Source organism: Sporomusa aerivorans (assembly GCF_041428895.1).
Classification (GTDB): domain Bacteria; phylum Bacillota; class Negativicutes; order Sporomusales; family Sporomusaceae; genus Sporomusa; species Sporomusa aerivorans.
In genome coordinates this window covers 905,948-924,248 of sequence record NZ_CP156926.1, presented here as the reverse complement: position 1 = coordinate 924,248, position 18,301 = coordinate 905,948, and the positions used below count along the sequence as shown (strand labels likewise).

Annotated in this window: 15 protein-coding genes; 4 read left to right on the top strand and 11 right to left on the bottom strand. The window is 48.9% G+C overall.

All coding sequences use genetic code 11. The features are described 5' to 3' along the window. Positions 1-46: 46 nt before the first annotated feature. The 6 genes from SATMO3_RS04200 to SATMO3_RS04175 all read right to left on the bottom strand — a co-directional run bounded on the left by SATMO3_RS04200 (position 47) and on the right by SATMO3_RS04175 (position 7,252). Entirely contained in the window at positions 47-934 is an 888-nt protein-coding gene (locus SATMO3_RS04200) for a hypothetical protein (RefSeq protein ID WP_371377920.1), read from the bottom strand. A gap of 222 nt (positions 935-1,156) precedes the next feature. Beyond that, entirely contained in the window at positions 1,157-2,161 is a 1,005-nt protein-coding gene (locus tag SATMO3_RS04195; RefSeq protein WP_371377917.1) for a phosphate/phosphite/phosphonate ABC transporter substrate-binding protein, read from the bottom strand. A 300-nt stretch (positions 2,162-2,461) separates the two neighbouring features. Next, positions 2,462-3,928 carry an S-layer homology domain-containing protein gene (locus SATMO3_RS04190; protein ID WP_371377914.1) on the bottom strand — a complete coding sequence of 489 codons (1,467 nt, stop codon included), beginning with the start codon at positions 3,926-3,928 and terminating at the stop codon, positions 2,462-2,464. 64 nt (positions 3,929-3,992) lie between these two features. Then, positions 3,993-4,619: a B12-binding domain-containing protein gene (locus tag SATMO3_RS04185; protein ID WP_371377912.1), complete on the bottom strand. Its 627-nt coding sequence runs from the start codon at positions 4,617-4,619 to the stop codon at positions 3,993-3,995. Positions 4,620-4,655: 36 nt separating this feature from the next. Beyond that, on the bottom strand, positions 4,656-6,026 hold the full coding sequence (locus SATMO3_RS04180; protein WP_371377910.1) for a uroporphyrinogen decarboxylase family protein: 1,371 nt from the start codon (positions 6,024-6,026) through the stop codon (positions 4,656-4,658). 11 nt (positions 6,027-6,037) lie between these two features. Next, positions 6,038-7,252 carry an MFS transporter gene (locus SATMO3_RS04175; RefSeq protein ID WP_371377907.1) on the bottom strand — a complete coding sequence of 405 codons (1,215 nt, stop codon included), beginning with the start codon at positions 7,250-7,252 and terminating at the stop codon, positions 6,038-6,040. Positions 7,253-7,554: 302 nt separating this feature from the next. Here SATMO3_RS04175 and SATMO3_RS04170 point away from each other — a divergent pair, with 302 nt between their 5' ends. Beyond that, positions 7,555-7,965 (top strand): EVE domain-containing protein, encoded by a 411-nt coding sequence (locus SATMO3_RS04170; protein WP_371377904.1) that lies wholly within the window; start codon positions 7,555-7,557, stop codon positions 7,963-7,965. A 96-nt stretch (positions 7,966-8,061) separates the two neighbouring features. On the opposite strand, the gene SATMO3_RS04165 is transcribed toward SATMO3_RS04170, so the two are convergent. The 4 genes from SATMO3_RS04165 to SATMO3_RS04150 all read right to left on the bottom strand — a co-directional run bounded on the left by SATMO3_RS04165 (position 8,062) and on the right by SATMO3_RS04150 (position 12,246). Next, positions 8,062-9,966, bottom strand: a complete 1,905-nt coding sequence (locus SATMO3_RS04165) for a TonB-dependent receptor plug domain-containing protein (RefSeq protein ID WP_371377901.1) — start codon at positions 9,964-9,966, stop codon at positions 8,062-8,064. A 101-nt stretch (positions 9,967-10,067) separates the two neighbouring features. After that, a complete protein-coding gene (locus SATMO3_RS04160) occupies positions 10,068-10,598 on the bottom strand; it encodes a hypothetical protein (RefSeq protein ID WP_371377899.1) in 531 nt (176 codons plus the stop codon). 81 nt (positions 10,599-10,679) lie between these two features. Then, positions 10,680-11,714, bottom strand: a complete 1,035-nt coding sequence (locus SATMO3_RS04155; protein ID WP_371377896.1) for a [Fe-Fe] hydrogenase large subunit C-terminal domain-containing protein — start codon at positions 11,712-11,714, stop codon at positions 10,680-10,682. Between the two features lie 19 nt (positions 11,715-11,733). Continuing rightward, positions 11,734-12,246 carry a hypothetical protein gene (locus tag SATMO3_RS04150; RefSeq protein ID WP_371377893.1) on the bottom strand — a complete coding sequence of 171 codons (513 nt, stop codon included), beginning with the start codon at positions 12,244-12,246 and terminating at the stop codon, positions 11,734-11,736. A gap of 144 nt (positions 12,247-12,390) precedes the next feature. Between SATMO3_RS04150 and SATMO3_RS04145 the strand changes: the two genes are divergently transcribed. After that, positions 12,391-13,074, top strand: coding sequence for a Crp/Fnr family transcriptional regulator (locus tag SATMO3_RS04145; protein WP_371377891.1), 684 nt, complete (start codon positions 12,391-12,393; stop codon positions 13,072-13,074). Between the two features lie 250 nt (positions 13,075-13,324). Here the strand turns inward: SATMO3_RS04145 and SATMO3_RS04140 are convergent, their stop codons facing one another. After that, positions 13,325-15,511 carry a TonB-dependent siderophore receptor gene (locus SATMO3_RS04140; protein ID WP_371377888.1) on the bottom strand — a complete coding sequence of 729 codons (2,187 nt, stop codon included), beginning with the start codon at positions 15,509-15,511 and terminating at the stop codon, positions 13,325-13,327. Positions 15,512-16,201: 690 nt separating this feature from the next. Here SATMO3_RS04140 and SATMO3_RS04135 point away from each other — a divergent pair. Continuing rightward, on the top strand, positions 16,202-17,242 hold the full coding sequence (locus tag SATMO3_RS04135; RefSeq protein ID WP_371377885.1) for a FecCD family ABC transporter permease: 1,041 nt from the start codon (positions 16,202-16,204) through the stop codon (positions 17,240-17,242). Beyond that, positions 17,242-18,276 carry a FecCD family ABC transporter permease gene (locus tag SATMO3_RS04130; protein WP_371377882.1) on the top strand — a complete coding sequence of 345 codons (1,035 nt, stop codon included), beginning with the start codon at positions 17,242-17,244 and terminating at the stop codon, positions 18,274-18,276. Before SATMO3_RS04135 ends, SATMO3_RS04130 begins: the two co-directional genes overlap by 1 nt. Positions 18,277-18,301: the final 25 nt, after the last annotated feature.

Below are 18,301 nucleotides of genomic sequence, written 5' to 3'. Positions count from 1 at the left end.
ACATGGCTGCCCTTTCCGGTCATAAGCAAGAAAAAAAGCAGGCTATTTAAATAGCCTGTAAGTTGACTCGCTCCCGGGGTACTGTTCTTGTCTTATAAAAACCATTTATTTTAACAGTATGTTCCAAGGACGTAAAATAGCTTCCATAGATGCTGTCGTACATCTCGTAAAAAACCTGAGCCGCTTTATTGCGCATAAGCAGCTTAACTCTATGTGTTACGTTAAATAAAATACCAGCCAGCTCTTGTTCCAGCTGCAAACGATATTGCTCTACCAGTAGCTTATGGTCACAGCCCACTATGCTTAGCGCAATAGTTCCCAGCTTTATCTTATTTAATATTTTTCTGATTGACGGATTCAAGACTATTTTGCTTAAGGCTTTTTCCCAGGTTTGATCACCTGCTTCGGCTGCTATCTCAGCAATTAGCAGGGTATTCCTGCACTCATCAACACTGCTTACCATTTGGCTAATTACAGCCGAATCTGCAGCAGAATATTGAAAAGCGGCGATATCGACGGATACAGCGCCAAAACATTCTTTTAGTTCAAGCTGAATGCTATGTTTCATATTCTCAAGCAACGTTGCTAGGGCTAAGGGATTTAGAAACTCTTGAAACAGGCAATTCGCAACTTTAGTTTTTCCTTGTAGAATATTAGAAGCATATAATCCAAGACATTCTGTCTCTTTCTCGATAAATTCCTTAACCAGCGCTTCGATTGCAAGGTGACAGTGTTCAACAGCCAGGGCAGTTTGCATTTCTCTCTGCCAGCGGTTACGTGCAATAGCTTCTAATAATGCTTGTTTTAGATAACGCCGTTGTTGTTTTACAATGTTGTGGGCAGCCAGGGGACGAAAGCGTCCTGACCTTTTCATGCCACTATGTAAAACATTTGCGCTGTAATTGTTATTACTGTGAACTAAAAGCTGCAGCATTTTTCTTCCCTGCTTTCCCATAAAATATGACTACTCACTAAGCATATTATAAGTAAGATGTATAAAGGCAGGGTTAAGGAATGATTAACGTTATATTAAATTTGATCAGCCTCACTTAGCTCGGTTACCCGGACCGATTCCGCAATTCCTGTTTACGTTCTTCTCCGGCTGGGCACCGCTTCGCTAGCTTCGAGATATTTGCCGCAATGACGACTGCGATTATCAACTATCGCCATTGATATGTTCATAATCAACCCGTCGAATGGCATCCATCCCTAATAACCGGGATATTTCGCGAATAATATCGTAATCCTGGTCTTCAACAGGAACGAAGCTACCAAACTCTGCAGCAAAAATCCCCAAAGCGCCTTCTTCCTGATTGGCGCTAAAAAAAGCTTCTTTTACTTTCGCCTTACTATCCGCCGAAAGACCTGCCCGGTAAGCCCAGACGGTACCGGAGCCGGGTATTGCCTCTGATGTCTGGATGATACGATAGTCGTTATCTCCCACCATTCCCTTTTCCCGCATATTACCTAAAATAATGCTTGAAACCGCGGCGGCGTCAACTGACCGCTTTTTTACTGCCTGAATCGCTGCTTCATGATGGCCAAGAAATACTGCCGATTTTATATCCTTGTCCGGATCTATACCATATTTCAACAGCATTGCTTTTGGTATCAGATAACCGGAGGTTGAACCCGGGTCGGTAAAAGCCAGACTATGCCCGGTTAACTGTCGGACACTCTCAATACCTGTTTCCGGATGAACAATAAGCATACTGTAATACACTTTGCCGCTCTTATTGTTCTCAGTACCGGCAAAAGCCTGGGCGCCGGCGATTTTCTGCGCCAGGATGTATGAAAACGGTCCGAACCAGGCGACATCAATTTGCTTTTGATACATTTTGCTGATAATACTTTTATAATCCTGTGTTACTGTTAATTCAACCCGGTAGCCGGTTTTCTTTTCCAGATACGCCATGAGCGGCTGCAACTGGTCTCGTGTCTTTTCAACACTTTCGCCTGGGCAGGCTCCTATATGCAGTACCGGACGATGGTCCACCGGCAACGTGACTGCCGGGCGCGTCGAGAATGCACAGCCACCGCTCATAATAAGGATTGCTATACAAAGACCAAACCACGCCCTCTTTAGCCAGTAATTACGGTTCAAATTCACTCGCAAATCCCAGACCTTAAGACAACCCCTTATGGCTAAGCTTTTAATCATGGCTCGCATTCCTGCCTGTTACCTTCATTTTCAGCATCTCCACAGCAGCAAATATTTCGATTCTCACCTGACCGCACCTTAAAAACATTCCTCTTTTTAGACTCTAGACGTAATAAGACTTTCTAATTATCATTGTAAGTCTATTCCTCCCGTTGTTTTGTTAAATTAGTATAAAATTTAAGTTAAATTTTGCAATTCATCCGCTCTTTAATTAAATTGACGAAATCAAAAATACAGCGCTGCATAAGCAGCTAAAATGAGTGTGACCCCGGGATACACCCCGGGGTCACACTCATCATTTTAATAAAAGAACTCAATCTTCATCATATAGGTTTTATCCAGTTTATTAGAGGTTAAATCGGTTAATCCCCTGTTCTTAATCTTGAAATCCTGATATTCCAGCGAAGCTATTACATTTTTGGCAACCACGTTTTGATAGGCCAAATACAATACATTGACATTATCTGTGCCATGCAGGTAAATATTATACGGCTGAGCGGTATTGGCGACGGCTGTAACGTCGAAAGCGCCTGCACCGCCAGGAATAGCGCCGGCATCAATACTGCGATAGGATACCATCCAGGCATCACTGCCCACCTTGGACGGATTAACAAGATTAACTGCCGGGAATATCACGTCCGGTCCCTTGCTGTTGCTGAGCTGGACAACCCAGCCTTTCGGATTATCGGGCAAACCGGCCGCACCATTGAGGGTAGTACTCACATAGTCTCCCAGGAGAGTATATTTCCCCATTTTATAGGTAACTCCGGCTGTCCACCCTTGGGAGCTTTTAAAACTGCCTACATTGGTATTAAGCGAACCCGAACCTGAGAATACTTCCGTATTTGAGCCGCTGGCCGGAGTATAAGTAGTACTGGTTCCTTTAATATCCGCCCAATAGTAACCGGTTTTTAAGTTGAAATTATCGGCCAGCTTAACATCAAGCTGACCTGTAGTCAGTTGATTGGCGTCCCCGTTTGTGCCGGCTGACTTGATATTTCCTGTCCAGCCTTTAAAATTTACATCACCGAGCTTTTTAGAGAGCGTAACACCATCTACATTGCCGGCCTTGCCAAATATACCGTTAGTATAGAAATCAAGCGCCGAACGGCCCACCCGCATACTGTCCAGACCAAATAGATTCTTGGCGGTCACATTCATCAAGTCCAGGCTTATTTCCGAACCCGAGCTATATTCAGCATTACCGAACTTATTGCTGGTATTGGTCACAAGGCGCCCGGTCCAGGCAAGATCGTCGTTAATGTTGCCCCAAAACTTTATCCGCTGCCGGAAATCGAACCGGTCAGATCCATTCAACTTCTTACCGCCGGCCGGCGTAGGATTATCGCTCACAACCCGCATGCGGGTTTCTCCGCCGATCCAGGTGTTGGTCTTGGCCTCCACTTTGGCTACCCTGGCGCCAAGCCGGTTGAGTTCAGCCGCAAACTCTGAAGACAGCTTATCAATGAGTTGTTTATTATCCTCGTCTGCCCCCTCAAACTTATCCATGGCCTTGGCGACAATAAAGGCCATTTCATACCGGCTTAGCGTCTTGTTCCCCTGGAAGGTTTTATCGCTGTAGCCATCGACAATTCCGGCCTTGGCCAGTTTGGCTACCGCATCGTACGCCCAGTGGCCTGCAGGAACATCACTAAAGGATTGTGTAACGGCGGCATGTACAGGATTAGTCAGGGCCGGCATACCGGCCAGCGTGACGCTGAGCAGGGTCAGTGGAATAATAGCAAGCCATTTTTTAGTCTTTTTCATAAATACTCCTCCCACCTTTGAACTAAGTTTGCCTGGAATTTTGGGCTATCAGGGCAGTCTCTTCTTACTGCCGGTATATTTTTTTACTGATAGTTACGGCAGCCAGAGCATCGGGGGCATAATAATCGGCCCCGGCATACTCCCGGACTTGTTCATTACAAGGAGCACCGCCAATGATCACCTGCACATCCCGGCGGATACCGGCCGCCTCCAGGGATTCTACGACGGTCTTCATCTCCGGATAGGTAAAATTGAGCAGTGCGCATAAGCCCAGCGCTTTGGCCCCTGTTTCTTTTATCTTTTTAGCAAACTCTTCTGTAGGTACATCCACCCCCATATCAATAACTTCAAAGCCTGACCCGCGCAGCAGGCTAATGACGATATTCTTGCCGATGTCGTGGATGTCACCCTTGACCGTACCGATGATTACTTTTCCCGCCGACTCCTTCTGAGCAGTTCCTTGCAGCAGCGGTTCCAGTTTCTCCATGACGGCGGTAAGAATCTCACCGGAAAAAATCAGTTCGCTCAGGAAGTATTGACCGGCCGAGAACAATTCTCCGACCGCCACCATACCCGCATTGCATTCACTAATAATATCAAGCGCCGAAGTGCCTTTTTGCACAGCCTGGTCTACCAGCTCATATACCGATTCTTCATCCAGATCCCGTAATGCGTCTGCTATTTGCCCCATACTTAGCCTCTCCCTTTCATCCAGATAGTCTTTCTCTTAAAACGCCCAGTTCCACATCCAGTTGAAGGCCATTGCCTCAAGATTATCCCACGGCTTCCTGATCATTTCCTCATCGCCCGTCACCCCGCCAAGTTCCCTCGCTCGGACTTCCCACGGCGTAATCCGGTATTGCTTGGCAATGGTGTCAATATCGGCTTTCGGTTCAGCCGGGGCTTTGGGTGCGGGTTTTAGATTCCTGTCATACCAGCCGTATTTCATAATAGCGTCAATCATGGCTCTAAAGTTCTCAGGTTTGGTATCGTAGGGAATGTTGCATCCGCCGTTGATGATAAAGCCGCCGCCTTTACCGACTGTTTCGCACAAATGGTGAACTTGTTCAGTAACCTCCTGGGGCGTCCCCAGAATAAACATGGAATCAGGAATACCGCCGGAAATGGCTTGCTGGTGACCGAAGTCGGCTTTGGCCTTAAATACATCCCCCTGGGTATCAATATCGCAGATTACTTTACCTTTAGGCAGTTCCAGGAAATGGTGCCAGTGCTGGCGCCAGTCGCCTTCCAGATAAGCCCTGACAGTATAACCGGCGTCAATGATTTTTTCCAGCGTCTTTTTGAAAGACGGCCAATAGAAGGTATCAAATTGTTTCGGTGACATAAAGCAGGCTTTGTGAGTCGGTACGAAAATAGGGTAGCGTCTGAGCGGATCGGCGGTAGACAAAGCAAACCGGACCATAACGTCAACCAGTACATCGCAGGCTGCCAGCACCTGTTTCGGCCGGCGGTATGTATCCGTTAAAGCTCCTCGCAACCCGCGCAGCACGTCGCCTAAAACATCAAACGGAGCAACAAATGCGCCGGTAGTCGGCTGGGGCATCCCGCAAACGGTCTGCAGCTGAATGGAACGGTTTCTCATAATATTGGCTGTCATCATTTGCGCCATGCCGGCTTTCAGAAAAGCCATATGGGATCGGTTTGACCCATGGTCGGCATATTCACCCAGAACCCGTGGCAAAAACTTCTCTAACATAAACAAGCCCGGATCCTTAATCAAGAGATCATATTCATCGGCCTGCATGTACTCTTCTTCCACAAATTGAAATTGCTGGCGTACAGGCAAATCCCGGCCTGGCAGCTTATAAGTCCGGCAGCCGACCGCATCATACAGCGGCGCCCACACCCGGTTGCTCCGGAGTGCATCCACTTCGGGAAAATCCTTAATAAACGTCATTTCGGCCTGCAGCCATTTATCCGGGTCATAAATAATCTCCTGATTGGTGCACCCGGAATAAACTTCCGCCAGATAGCAGGAGCCGGAAGCAATAGGTATCCGGTCAGTCGGCTCCAGCGCAATGGTAGCCTGATATCTGCCTAACCGCTCATCATAAAGTTTTTGCATATCTGTTGGCATTCGGCTTTCCCTCACTTTGCTTGTAAATTAATTGGTCTTTCAGCCGCAGGGGGACGCAAAGGCAAAAGAACTAAAATACCGATAATGGGTCCGGCCGCCATCATGTACCATACAGTGCTAAAGCTTCCGGTTAAATCGATAACGCCGCCTAGCACAAGCGGTCCTATCATGGAAGCAAGCTGGAAGATCAAATTGGTTATGCCGTTGGCGGTCGCCGCCCATTCTTTGCCGGCGAATTCCGATACCATCAGACTAAGATGCGGATTGGCGGCGTAGGAGCAAAAGCCGTAAATAAAGCCGGCAATATTCAACATGGATAAGGTCGTTTGTGAACCAAAATAGATCGTTAGGGGCGCGCTTATGGCATAGGCCAGAAGCACAATATTTTTGCGGTTGCCTAATCTGTCCGAAATCCAGCCTGATATCACCGGTGCGATTACGCCGCCAACGCTGTACCAGATAAGAACCATTCCCGCCTCTTTGACGGAAAAACCGAGCTTCTTAATATACGCATTCGCCCAGGTTGCCACACCCAGTTCCATCCACATCAGGCAGAACCCGGCGACTGCCACGAGAACGATATTCCTGTTGGCAAAAAACACTTTGAAGCCGCCAAAAAACGACTTTTCACCTTTGGGCTCATCCGAAGTCTTCACTAAGAAGTAAATCAGTATTCCCAGCAGGATCGTGGCAATTCCAATCCACTGAAAAGCCCCCTGCCAGGAAAACGCAGCATTAAGGGTAGGCACAAGATAGTTTGCGGCCAGTAAACCGCCGGACGGAGCCGCCAGTAAGAACCCGAAAGCCGTGCCGCGTTCCTGCGGCGGGAACCATTCCATTAATGCCCGGGCGCAGCTGGCCATGATGGCGCCGGCTCCCAGACCGGTAACAACCCGCAGGGTAAAGCCCATGTCAAAAGAGGTTATTGACCCCATTGCCCAGGTTGAAATGCCCTCAATGACCAAACTCACACCCAGAATGGTCCGCACGCCAAAGCGGTCGGCAAGCATCCCCGCCGGTACCTGGGTAATAACATAGCCGAAATAAAAAGCCGTCATATAGGCCCCGGCCTGAGACATGTTCATTTGCAGTACAGGTACAACAACAGGAATGAGCGGCGGCCATGCAAACCGGGCCAGAAACGTTAGCAAGAAGCTGGCAAACACAAGGGCCATAATGACCCATCGGTATTGACTGTACTCTTTCTCTTTAACCTGGCTGTCCATACATATCCCTCCTTGATATATTTTCAGCGTAACTACTGCTGCCTCCCTTATTCATCACCTCCTGATCTCAGCACACGCAATCGGCTCAATGTGTAGTTGCGCACTTGTCTACTCAAGTATTCTATAAAAACCATCAGTTTCCTGCTTAAATTTTCAATAAATTTATAATATTGTAATTTATTTTATTGGTTTTTAATATCCCATTGCACCACTTTAACCGCTAGTGGCTCACTCTGCCGCCTTTTTGCAGTGGGCCGCCAATTAGTATAAAATAGAAGTAAAAACTAAGGAGTGTACAAGCTATGTCCTTTTGGCTGGCCAAAACAGAACCTGAGACGTTTAGCTACGCCGATCTCGAACGTCTGAAAAAAGATATGTGGGATGGCGTCCGCAACTTTACGGCCGCTAAGCATATCAAAGCCATGCAGCCCGGCGACCTGATCCTGATCTATCACTCCGGCAAGGAAAAAGCCATTGTCGGTGTAGCCGAGGCCGTATCCGCGCCTTATCCTGATCCCACCGCCACCGATCCCCGTTTTGTCACCGTTGATATTGTTCCCCGCTATCGCCTTACTCGACCTGTCACCCTGCATGAAATCAAAGCCCTGGACGAATTTGCCGACTGGGAACTGGTTCGCCAGTCCCGCCTTTCGGTCATGCCTGTGCCGGCAAACCTCTGGCAGCTGATTATGAATTTAGCCGGCCAGCCCTAGTACCGTGGGGAACAACAAAAGACCTGCAAAATCTGCAGGTCTTTTGTCATCTGACATACTTCGCTCTCCATAATAGAGACAGTCTTTTTTACTCTGTTAGAACGAATACTGGATACTGCCGTGAACATAGGCGCCAAGCAGCGGCACATCCTCGTCGGTCTTATTAAAGATATTATCAATACCTAGCCGCAGCTTATGATGGTCGGAAAGCTTCTGCGACAGGGCGACATTCCAGACAGAGTAGGATTTATTGCCGCCGGGCGATACAAGATACTTGCCGAAGGTCTGACTCTGCAGGCTGGCCGTAAAGCCTTGCTGATCATGATAAGACAGTCCTGACAGCAGCACGTGCCGGGCCCGGTTTTGCAGCCGCTGCCCGGTTGCATCATTAACGGCCTCCAGATAGGTATAGCTGTTTGTCCAGGATAAGCGGTCGGATAACTCCCGGGTAAATTCCGCCTCTACCCCTTTAATCGAGGCTTTGCTGATGTTCTGATACTGCTTATTAGTCCCTGAGAGCGTGACCAGGTCAATCATGTCGGTAACATCATTATTAAAGAAGGTGAGCTTACCGGTTTTTTTTGTCCAGTCCTTCTCGATCGAGATATCATAGGATTGGGAAGTCTCTGATTTTAAATTGGGATTTCCCTGTTGCGTTGATGCGCTCTGATAAAGCTGGTTGGGGGTTGGGCTGCGGAAGCCCTGGGCCACATTCATTTTGAGGCGCGTATCATCACTTAGTTTATAGGTAAGTCCCAGTTTGGGGCTGAGATTGCTTTCAAACTTGTTGCTGTCATCGTAGCGCACCGACATAATCGCCAGTAATTTGTCGTTCACGTTCCACTCGTCCTGCACATAGGCTGCCGAATAGTTGAGATGGGCGGTTGAGCCTGTCTTAATTTGGCCGCTGGGGTGGACAACAGTAAAATATCCTTCCCCCGTATTGACGGCCGTTCCGCGGAATGTTTCCGGCCGGTATTCGGCGCCGAACGTCAGCCGGTGCTGGGGATTCAGGGTCTGGGTGTAGCGGCCTTCATACACGTTAACAGTGCGTTTGGCCCGCACCCAATTAGCCAGGGTGGCGGCATTGTATTGATCAAGACTTTTCTCCATGACCGACTGGTAATAACGCAGGAATATTTCTTTATCATCCTCTTTTTTGCTGTAGGCTAGCGCATGTTCGTCCCGTTCGACATAATCCCGGGCTTTCAATACTGCCGCCGCCGGCTTCACATACTCATACGTCGCTTCCTCGGTATAGCCTTTGGAAAAACTGACTGTCTCACTGGCCGATAAGCGGTAATCAATTTCCGCATTGAGATTTTTCCGGGTCCCGTATGGCTCATATGTTAGGCCGTTGCTTTTAAACAACGCATCATTTTCCACCTTCGATCCGGAAATCCTAACCGAGAATTTGCCTATCTGACCGGAGTCGTAAGCAAAACTATACCTGTCTTTGCCATCCCGGCCGCCGCTGTATAACCCGCTGCCAATATCAAACGTTACGGATTGCTGCTGCGATTTTTTCGTGATGATGTTGATAACCCCGCCAAGCGCTTCGGTACCGTAGAGCGAACTGACCGGTCCGCGGACAATCTCGATACGTTCAATATTCTCCAGTGGAATCCGGTCCAGTTCATAATTTTGGTCAATCTCCGAGGCCAGGCGTTTGCCGTCAATCAGAATCATGGAAAAGCGGGAGTCAAAACCGCGGATGGAGACGGCTTCACGGCTGGCCGATGTGCTGCTGCGCGTCAGTTGAATGCCGGTGGCATAGCGCAGCACATCCTCTAAGGTTTGTGCTCCTTGATTTTCGATGGTTTGCCTGGTAATCACCTGTACCGCCGACGGTAGGTCCTTGGCGCTTTTTTCCGTCCGGGTCGCGGTGACGACAACTTCGTCAAGTGTAAAATTGTCTGCCGGCGCATTTTCGGCATAACCGGTTGCCGAAATAAGCAGCATGGCTGCCACTGCCAGCAGTGCTCTTTGTCTTTTTTTCATCCATAATTCCCCCATACATACATAAAATATGTCATCATGCCCGCAAACTACGCTTGCTTCATGAAAACCAGCCATAGAGCAGACTTAACCCCATCTGAAGGTTAGTCGTCGGATAAAAGAGTATAATGAAACAGGCTCAGCGCTTCCCGCGCGATAAAGAAGACCGCAATTTCTTCTTTCAGGTGCTGTAACCGCTCTGTTTCCGTGGCCGTAATCGTACCATCATGGGTTTTGTCGGCCAAGTCCAGAAACTCCTGGGGAACTAAGCCGTGCCGCAGCCATACAATCATCGTTCTACCCGCATAGGTAACTATAAAATAATATTTGCCGTCCTGGCCGTCCGCGGCCGACGGTGCATCCTTATCTCTGGCTATTTGCTGATCAATCGACAAGAGTCCCAGAGTTTTCGCCCGTGTAGCCATTTCAATCCCGTCAACAATCCCTGGTCCGTTTACGCCAAGCACAATCTGAAACCGGCCCCGTACCAGTGTGCCGTCTGTTAACACCGCACTGACCAGTTCCAACAGCTTATAGGCCATGGCTACACCGCCAATAAATGAGCGGCCATGATATTTGATCATGTCCTCATAGGTAATATGGAGCAGGGTATTATGGTCTTTCATGCACAGCATTTTTCAGTCTCCCTTCTGTCTTTTCATATTTATTAGTACCAACAACGATAGCATAGTTTCCATCGTTATCCACCACACTGTTCAGGTCATAAAGTCCGGTAACTGCAGTGTCTGCTTAAAAACAGAAAATAAGTGTTCCCCGGACTGCCGGCTCTTCACCGCCGCCGCCGGCGCCAGCTTTGACCATTTGCTGTCAACCGGCGCCAGCCCCGCTTTCTGCCTTTCACTGATGCCGGTGCCGCCTTCACAACCGGCCCGGCAGTTATATAGCTCGGCAAAATTCGGCAATGGTTCTTTCGCCAAGGCCATTTGCTCATATTCATCCAGCCAGCGGTACACTTTGTCAGGACCGCCTATTTTAACAAACCGGCGCCCTGGTAAATGAGCTGCAATACTTTCACTGACGCCGCCGTAAACCCCCAGAGTAAGCCCTGCCCCTTCCGTCCGGTCGTCAAAATCCGCCGCTGCGTACCTGGACAAGTCAATATTGTGGCTGGCAAGATACTGCTGCAATCGGCTAATAGTAACGTTGTAGCCCTGCGGATTTAAGGCTTTAATTTCTTTTCGCTTAGCGATGCACGGCGACAGAAAGGCCAGCCTGTCGGTAAGCTGCCGGTACTTTCGCAAGTAGATCACGGTGCAAAGTACCGGACTGTGCACCGGTATGAGATACGGCTTAAGGTTTGGCTTATGCCGCCGGATATAATCCGTCACGGCTGCGCAGGGAGAAGATAGAAAGGCGGCCTGTTCGTTACACCGCATTAATTCTGTATAAGCCCAGATGGTTATATCCGCCCTGAGCAGTACATTGTGAAAAGACCTTACTCCCAGGCTGCGCAGATATCCGAATACTTGCCGGTAATCGGCAAAACTGTTGATGGCCACCGGCGCCGCCAGCAAAGCGATTGGGACCCCGTTACGCACATCGCTGATAAATCGTTCGGTGTCATCCGCATAATCGATGGCCGCCGCCGGGCACTGCGGCAGGCACGCCCCACAGTCCACACAGCCGCTGCCGGCTATGAACGGGCCTTCCTCCCCGGTCTCGTGCGGGCTGACGGGACATTCGCCGACACATAGCCGGCAGCCTGTACAATGTCTCTTTGAAACCACCATGCCAGCGCCTGCTTCTCCCTTACCCCAGACTGGAATTGAACAGTTTTCTGCGCACTGCAAAGAAAATCGCCCCCCCTCCAAAGCCGGTAATCCATTGCGGCCAGCCCAGCGTCATTGTCAGCATAGCCGCCATTTTACCGGAAATCCCGATGTATTGGATAAGACCCGCAACCGTTAAATAAACGATCATAAACTTAGCGGTTGTCGCCACACTCACAGCCAGTATTCTGTTTTGCCCTGCCAGAATCAGATACCCGCTCACGTAGGCGATATTAGCGGCAGCAACCGTTAGAATAAGTACAGGTACCGGCAGCACCTGCTGCAGATACGCCACTACCGGTGCAGCAACGGCCAGAACCATTGCGGCTTTCCAGCCTACCGTTGCGGCGGCTAGCAGCAGACAGGCGTTTACCAGACTGCCGATAATGTATACGGACACAAAAGCCGGTATTGGCAAGTAAAGCCGCAAGGATTGGAAAACAATCACGAGTGCAAGCAATAGCGCCGTCCGGTTCAGTTTTCTTAAGCTCATACTTTCGCCTCCTGATCGAGCTGACTAAGAAAATATTTTTCGATAATGAATTTCATTATCAATTGATTTTTTCAAAATTATACTATACCATAAAAATAAATACAGTATCTGGTGATACACTTTCAATTTTTGGGGAGAAATGCCATGAGTGCGTTGCTGCATGCCCTGCGACAGTCTGTATTATTTACCACAAAGACCCCTGACGAAATCGCAGGCCTATTAGCTAAGATTAACTACCGGATCCGGGAGTTTAAAGAAAATGAAATTATATTTTCCATCAACCAGCCTGCCGACACCTTGGGCATCATTCTCGAAGGCTCTGTAGATGTAAAAAAGGACTTTCTGTCCGGCAAGGTAATCACCGTTACTACCCGCGGGCAATTTGACCTGCTGGCCGATGCCGCCATGTTCGCCGGCACGCAGTATTATCCGGGAACCCTGTTTGCCTGTAAACCCAGCAGAATATTTCTGCTGCACAGAAAATACCTGCTGCAGCTCTTTACTCTTGATCAAGCCATTATGTTAAACTTTCTCTGCTCAGTTTCCAACCGCATGCTGGCTTTAAATCAAAAAATTGAGATCCTTTCCCTGTCCTCCATTCAAAGTAAAATTGCGCACTTTCTCATTACCGAAAGCCAAACCCGGCGGTCTAAGGTCATTACACTGCCATTTTCCAAAAAAGCCTGGGCCGAGCATCTTAATGTCTCCCGCACTTCCCTGTCCCGCGAACTAAAGCAGTTAGCGGCAGCCGACTTAATATCATTCCATAACCGCACCATCCATATTAACCAGTTAGACAAACTGAACGAATTACTCACCGAGCAATAATCCTCAAAACACTGTCCCTGTCCCCATGTTTTTGAACTGCCTCTTAGGTAAAACTCGGGGACAGGGACCATGTTTGGCTTTCGTTTCTGCAGGCTGCGCGGCCGATTATAAAGGCGGCATGCTGTTGAACCGCCTCTTATATTCCGCGACGGTAATGGTTATTAAAACTAAGAAACAGCCGCATGTTCATCACTGACAAGCAGCTGTTTCTCTCCATTGTGAATATCTAAACTGTGGATTTCCGTTTCAATCAGAATTCATACTTGGCACTTACACTGACGGTGCGCGGATCACCTGGCTTGATATAATCGGCATACTGGTATTCCCAGTAGCGCCTGTTGGTTACATTGTTCACGGCAACGCGCAGAGTCACATCTTTACCATGAATACGCGCGGGATAAATCGCCCCAATGTTGACTATAGTATAGCCCGGTACCTTCAAATCATTCGCCGCTCTTAGCATCGTCTCGCCGGTGTATTTCGCATCAGCGAAAAGTTTCAGCCCGGACACCCTGGGAACATTGTAAGCCACTTGTGTTGTAGCTACAAAATTGGGCGCTCCGGCAACCCGGTTGCCCTTGTAAGCAAAGCCTTGGTCATACGATGAGTCAAGCCACATCAAGTTGCCTCCCAGTTCCCACCGTGCTCCCAGGCGGGTGCTGGCGCCAAGCTCCATCCCCTGGTAAATGGCTTTGCCGTCTTGTACATAATAGTTGCCGCTGTTTGCATATTCTGCGCCACGTTCTATGCGAAAGAGCGCCGCGGTTGTACTCCACCGCCCCTGCTCGCTTTTAAGCCCGACCTCATATTGTTTGCTCTTCAAAGGATTCAGCAACTGGTCACGGTTTGCATAGGTTGTGCCTACTGTGCTGCCCGGCTCCAGGGATTGAACATAACTGGTGTAGAGAGTAGTATTGGGCCGGAGTTTATACATAACCGCCATAGTCGGAGTTGTCACGCCGTTCTTAACATAGCGCGCCGTAAGTGCGCCGGCAGTATCATAGGAACGCTGCTCATAGTCTGTATAGCGTAAGCCGGCCAATACCGACCACCGTTCGGAGAACTGCATGGTATCACTTGCGAAAATGGATTTCTGAGCGATATCACTGTTTCGATATAAATCGAAATCAATTGAACTATAATAGCTATTGTTGTTGGGGGAATAAATATTCCCACTGCCGAGAAAGCCCCAGAAGCTATTGCTGCTGTAGTTATTTACCTGGCGCTGATTGGCAGCGCCTAGTGTCAGCTGGTGCGTAACAGGTCCGGAAGTTATCTTTCCTTCCAGCATTGCCTGCCAATAATAAAACTGGTGAGCTTCACGGCTGTCGCTTCGGTAGTCGTTATAATCCCCGGTACTATTTGCCAGGTAAAGGGTACCCTCGTTGCGGTTCCGTGTCGATTTGTTGTAACTATAGCTGCTGCTCAACTTCCAGTCAGGATTGATTTGATATTGCAGACCGGTTGTATAGAGCTGTAAATCCGTATAAAGATGCTGATCATCACCGGCCAGATTCTTGCTGTCGCCGCTGATAACGCTCGGTAAGCCGCTGCTGGTATAAAGCCCTGTATAAATCGACGGTGTTTGCCCTTTCGATTTGCGATTTTGGTCAAGCATTTCGAAATTCCAGGTCAAATCCGGTGTTAGCTTGGCATCCAAAGCCAGAGAGAAGGAATCACGGTCAATTGATCCGCCATTATAAACGCCGCCTTCTTCATGGGTTGCATTAAGCCGGTAGCCAAACTTATTATCTGCACCGAAGCGTTCCCCCACATCAATATGTATGCTTCTGATACTGTCAGACTTGTAGCCGGCATCGACACTGTGAACAGGTGTATCAACCGGTTTCTTGGTAACATAATTGACAACTCCTCCCGGTGAACCAAAACCATACATAAAGCCGGACAAACCTTTTAGAAGTTCAACTTTCTCAAAGTGGTCATAAGGCAAAGTAACACCATAACTCATGAACGGCATACCATTCAGCTTGTATGCGTTTTGCCAGTCCAATAGCAGTCCGCGCACGCTTAGGTAACTGGCCCAAGCGTTGTAGCCATCACCATTGTTCGAAACAGAAGCGTCGGTAGCAAATACATCACCCAGCTTGGCAACCTGCCGGTCAGCCAGTTCTTCACCACTGACGACCGTAACAGAAAATGGTGTATCAAGCAGCGACCGGCTCCCTAAAGCTCCATTTGCGGCTTTTTCTGTTAGATGGGATTTTGCCGTCACCGGGTCAGCCGTTACCACCACCGGATCAAGATAAAACTGGTTCTTTTCTCCTGTCTGCTGGTCTTGGGCAGTTCTTTCCTCACCGGCCTGTTCTTTCGCCGCCTCGGCCCCGTGAGCTACGTCCGCTGCTTGCAGTAATAAAGTTCCACTTAGTAAAGCGCATAGAAGCACTTTCCCTTTACCTGCGGGTTTTCTCTTTCTCATCTAACATCACCTTTACTTGTTTCATTCCGCTCGCGTTTTCCAGTATAATGACACCGGTATTGCGGTTGCAGCCAATTGACTGAATAAGTCGTTTTCCTGGCGGTTATCAGCCGCTTGCCGGCGGAGAGAGCATAATTGCGGCGACTGCTGCAGATGCAATACTACCTTTTCTTTATCTGAGTGTTTTACTATTTTGATATTGATTATCATTATCGATAAATATTATAACCGTGCGCTATTTTCCAGTCAACAATTATTTATCAGGTACTTCAGCAGCATGACATTACAAAGAAAAACACGGCTGCGCGGGCCCATGGCAAACACGTACAGCCGCTGCTGCTCTTATCCGGGAGAAAAAGTTGCCCTGCCAACAGGCTGAGAAACCGCAGGGACAATCCCCTGCCTCTCATATTGACAAGCTTAGCCAGAGTATACTATACTTTTAATTGATAACGATACTCGTTATCAAATTGCAAAAAAATTATACCCCTGCAGGGGAATAAACCTTCACTGTCAGCCCGTAATTCCAGTTTGGACAAAGGATAATGAAGCTTACATAGCAACAGCCAATATCCATCTGAATGTTTGATGGAGTATTGGCTGTTGCTATAACCTCTGCTATCAGAATATATACCGCAGATTTCCCCGCAAAAGAAATGTCAGGAATTCGTTTTTTCCGTGGAGGATTTTATGGTAAATGCCAAACAGCCAGAGCTTGTGACAAATAAAAACCATAAACAGCATTCAAACGTCCTGCTCATTCTGGGGAGCGGCATTGCAGCTTTGCTGCTAGGAATAGTGCTGGCTTTATCTACAGGAGCGGCAGACATTCCGCTCGCAACAGTCGGTCAGGCCCTTGTAAGCTACGACCCCAATTCCACTCCACACCAGATTATTCATGACCTGCGTATGCCCCGGATTGCTGCCGGCGCTTTAGTGGGAGCGGCTTTCGCCGTGGCGGGAGCCATTATGCAGGGAATGACCCGCAATCCTTTAGCCGATCCCGGCTTATTAGGCATTAATGCCGGAGCCAGCTTCGCATTAGCCCTTTGTTTCGCCTTTTTCCCTGCGCTTCCCTTTGACCTTCTCATTCTCTATTCGTTTGCCGGCGCTGCCGCCAGTGCAGCGCTGGTATACGGGATTGGTTCACTGGCCAAAGGCGGGTTGAATCCGCTGCGGCTGACGTTAGCCGGGACGGCCGTAGCGTCGCTGTTCATTGCCTTAAGCGGCGGAATAGCTATCTACTATCGGGTCGATCAAGACCTGGCCTTTTGGTACGCCGGCGGGATAGCCGGTATTAAGTGGCTGCAGGTAAAAATGATATTTCCCTGGATCCTGGCGGGCTTGATCGGATCCTTAATTTTATCCAGGTTTATTACGCTGCTCAGTCTTGGCGAAGAGGTGGCAACCGGCCTTGGTCTGCAAGTAGGTGTTGTAAAATTCTGCGGTATCCTGTTAGTGCTGATTTTGGCTGGCGCCAGCGTATCGACGGCAGGGTCGATCGGTTTCGTAGGCCTGGTAATTCCTCATATCGCCCGCTATCTGGTAGGAGCAGACTATCGCTGGATTATTCCCTGCTCAGCAGTGCTGGGGAGCCTGCTCCTTGTCCTGGCCGACATTGGGGCCCGGCTGATAAATCCGCCCAATGAAGCACCGATCGGCGCAATTATAACATTGCTGGGAGCCCCGTTTTTCCTTTATTTGGCACGCCGGCAAAGGAGCGAAATATAATGCGGCAAGTTATGATCCCTGTCTCTGAGCAAGCCAGGCAGAGACGTGGCCTTGCCGTTCTGGCGGTTTTAAGTATGCTGCTCACAGCGTTCTTCGTTTTCAGTGTGACAATTGGGTATGTTCAGTTCACTCCGTTAGAAGTGCTGAAAACACTTTTCGGCGGAGGCACGCCCAAGGAAGCTTTGATTTTGCTGGATTTACGTCTGCCACGTATTTTGCTTGCGTTACTGGTGGGCGCAGCCTTGTCGTTATCAGGCTGCATTCTGCAGGGAGTCACCCGCAACGCACTTGCTGATCCGGGAATTCTTGGCATTAATGCCGGCGCCGGCATGGCGGTTGTTCTGTTTGTTGCTTTCTACCCGTTGTATGCCGGAGTATCAGTATTTCTGCTGCCTTTCATTGCCCTGGCCGGCGCAGGCCTGACGGCAAGTCTCATCTATACTCTGGCATATAGAAAAAATCAGGGTTTATCACCGGTTTCACTAATCCTGGTGGGTATTGCGGTAACAGCGGGACTTTCCGCTGCCATGCTTATCTTTACTCTACGGATGAATCCTAATGATTATCACCTCATCACGATCTGGCTGGCAGGCAGTATTTGGGGCAGTAACTGGAGTTACGTCCTGGCGCTGCTGCCCTGGCTAGTAGTGCTTATTCCGGTTGTGATTTCTAAATACCGTATTCTCAATGTACTTGCACTGGGCGATCAAGTGGCCGTTGGTTTAGGAGCTGCCCTGGAGAAAGAACGTTATATGCTGCTCGCCGCCGCTGTCGGTTTGGCCAGTTCCTGCGCCGCCGTCTGCGGGGGAATTAGTTTTGTAGGCTTAATTTGCCCTCATTTGGCGCGGCAGCTGGTAGGAAACCGGCATCAGTGGCTTCTGCCGGCTGCAGCCTTATCCGGCAGTCTCTTGCTTGTCGCAGCCGATTTATTAGCCCGTACCCTGTTACAGCCGGCGGAAATACCGACAGGTATTGTCATTGCCATTCTTGGTGCACCTTATTTCCTGTATTTGCTGGCCAGATCCAAAGCTTAATAAAACATCCGAAAGGAGCAATCTA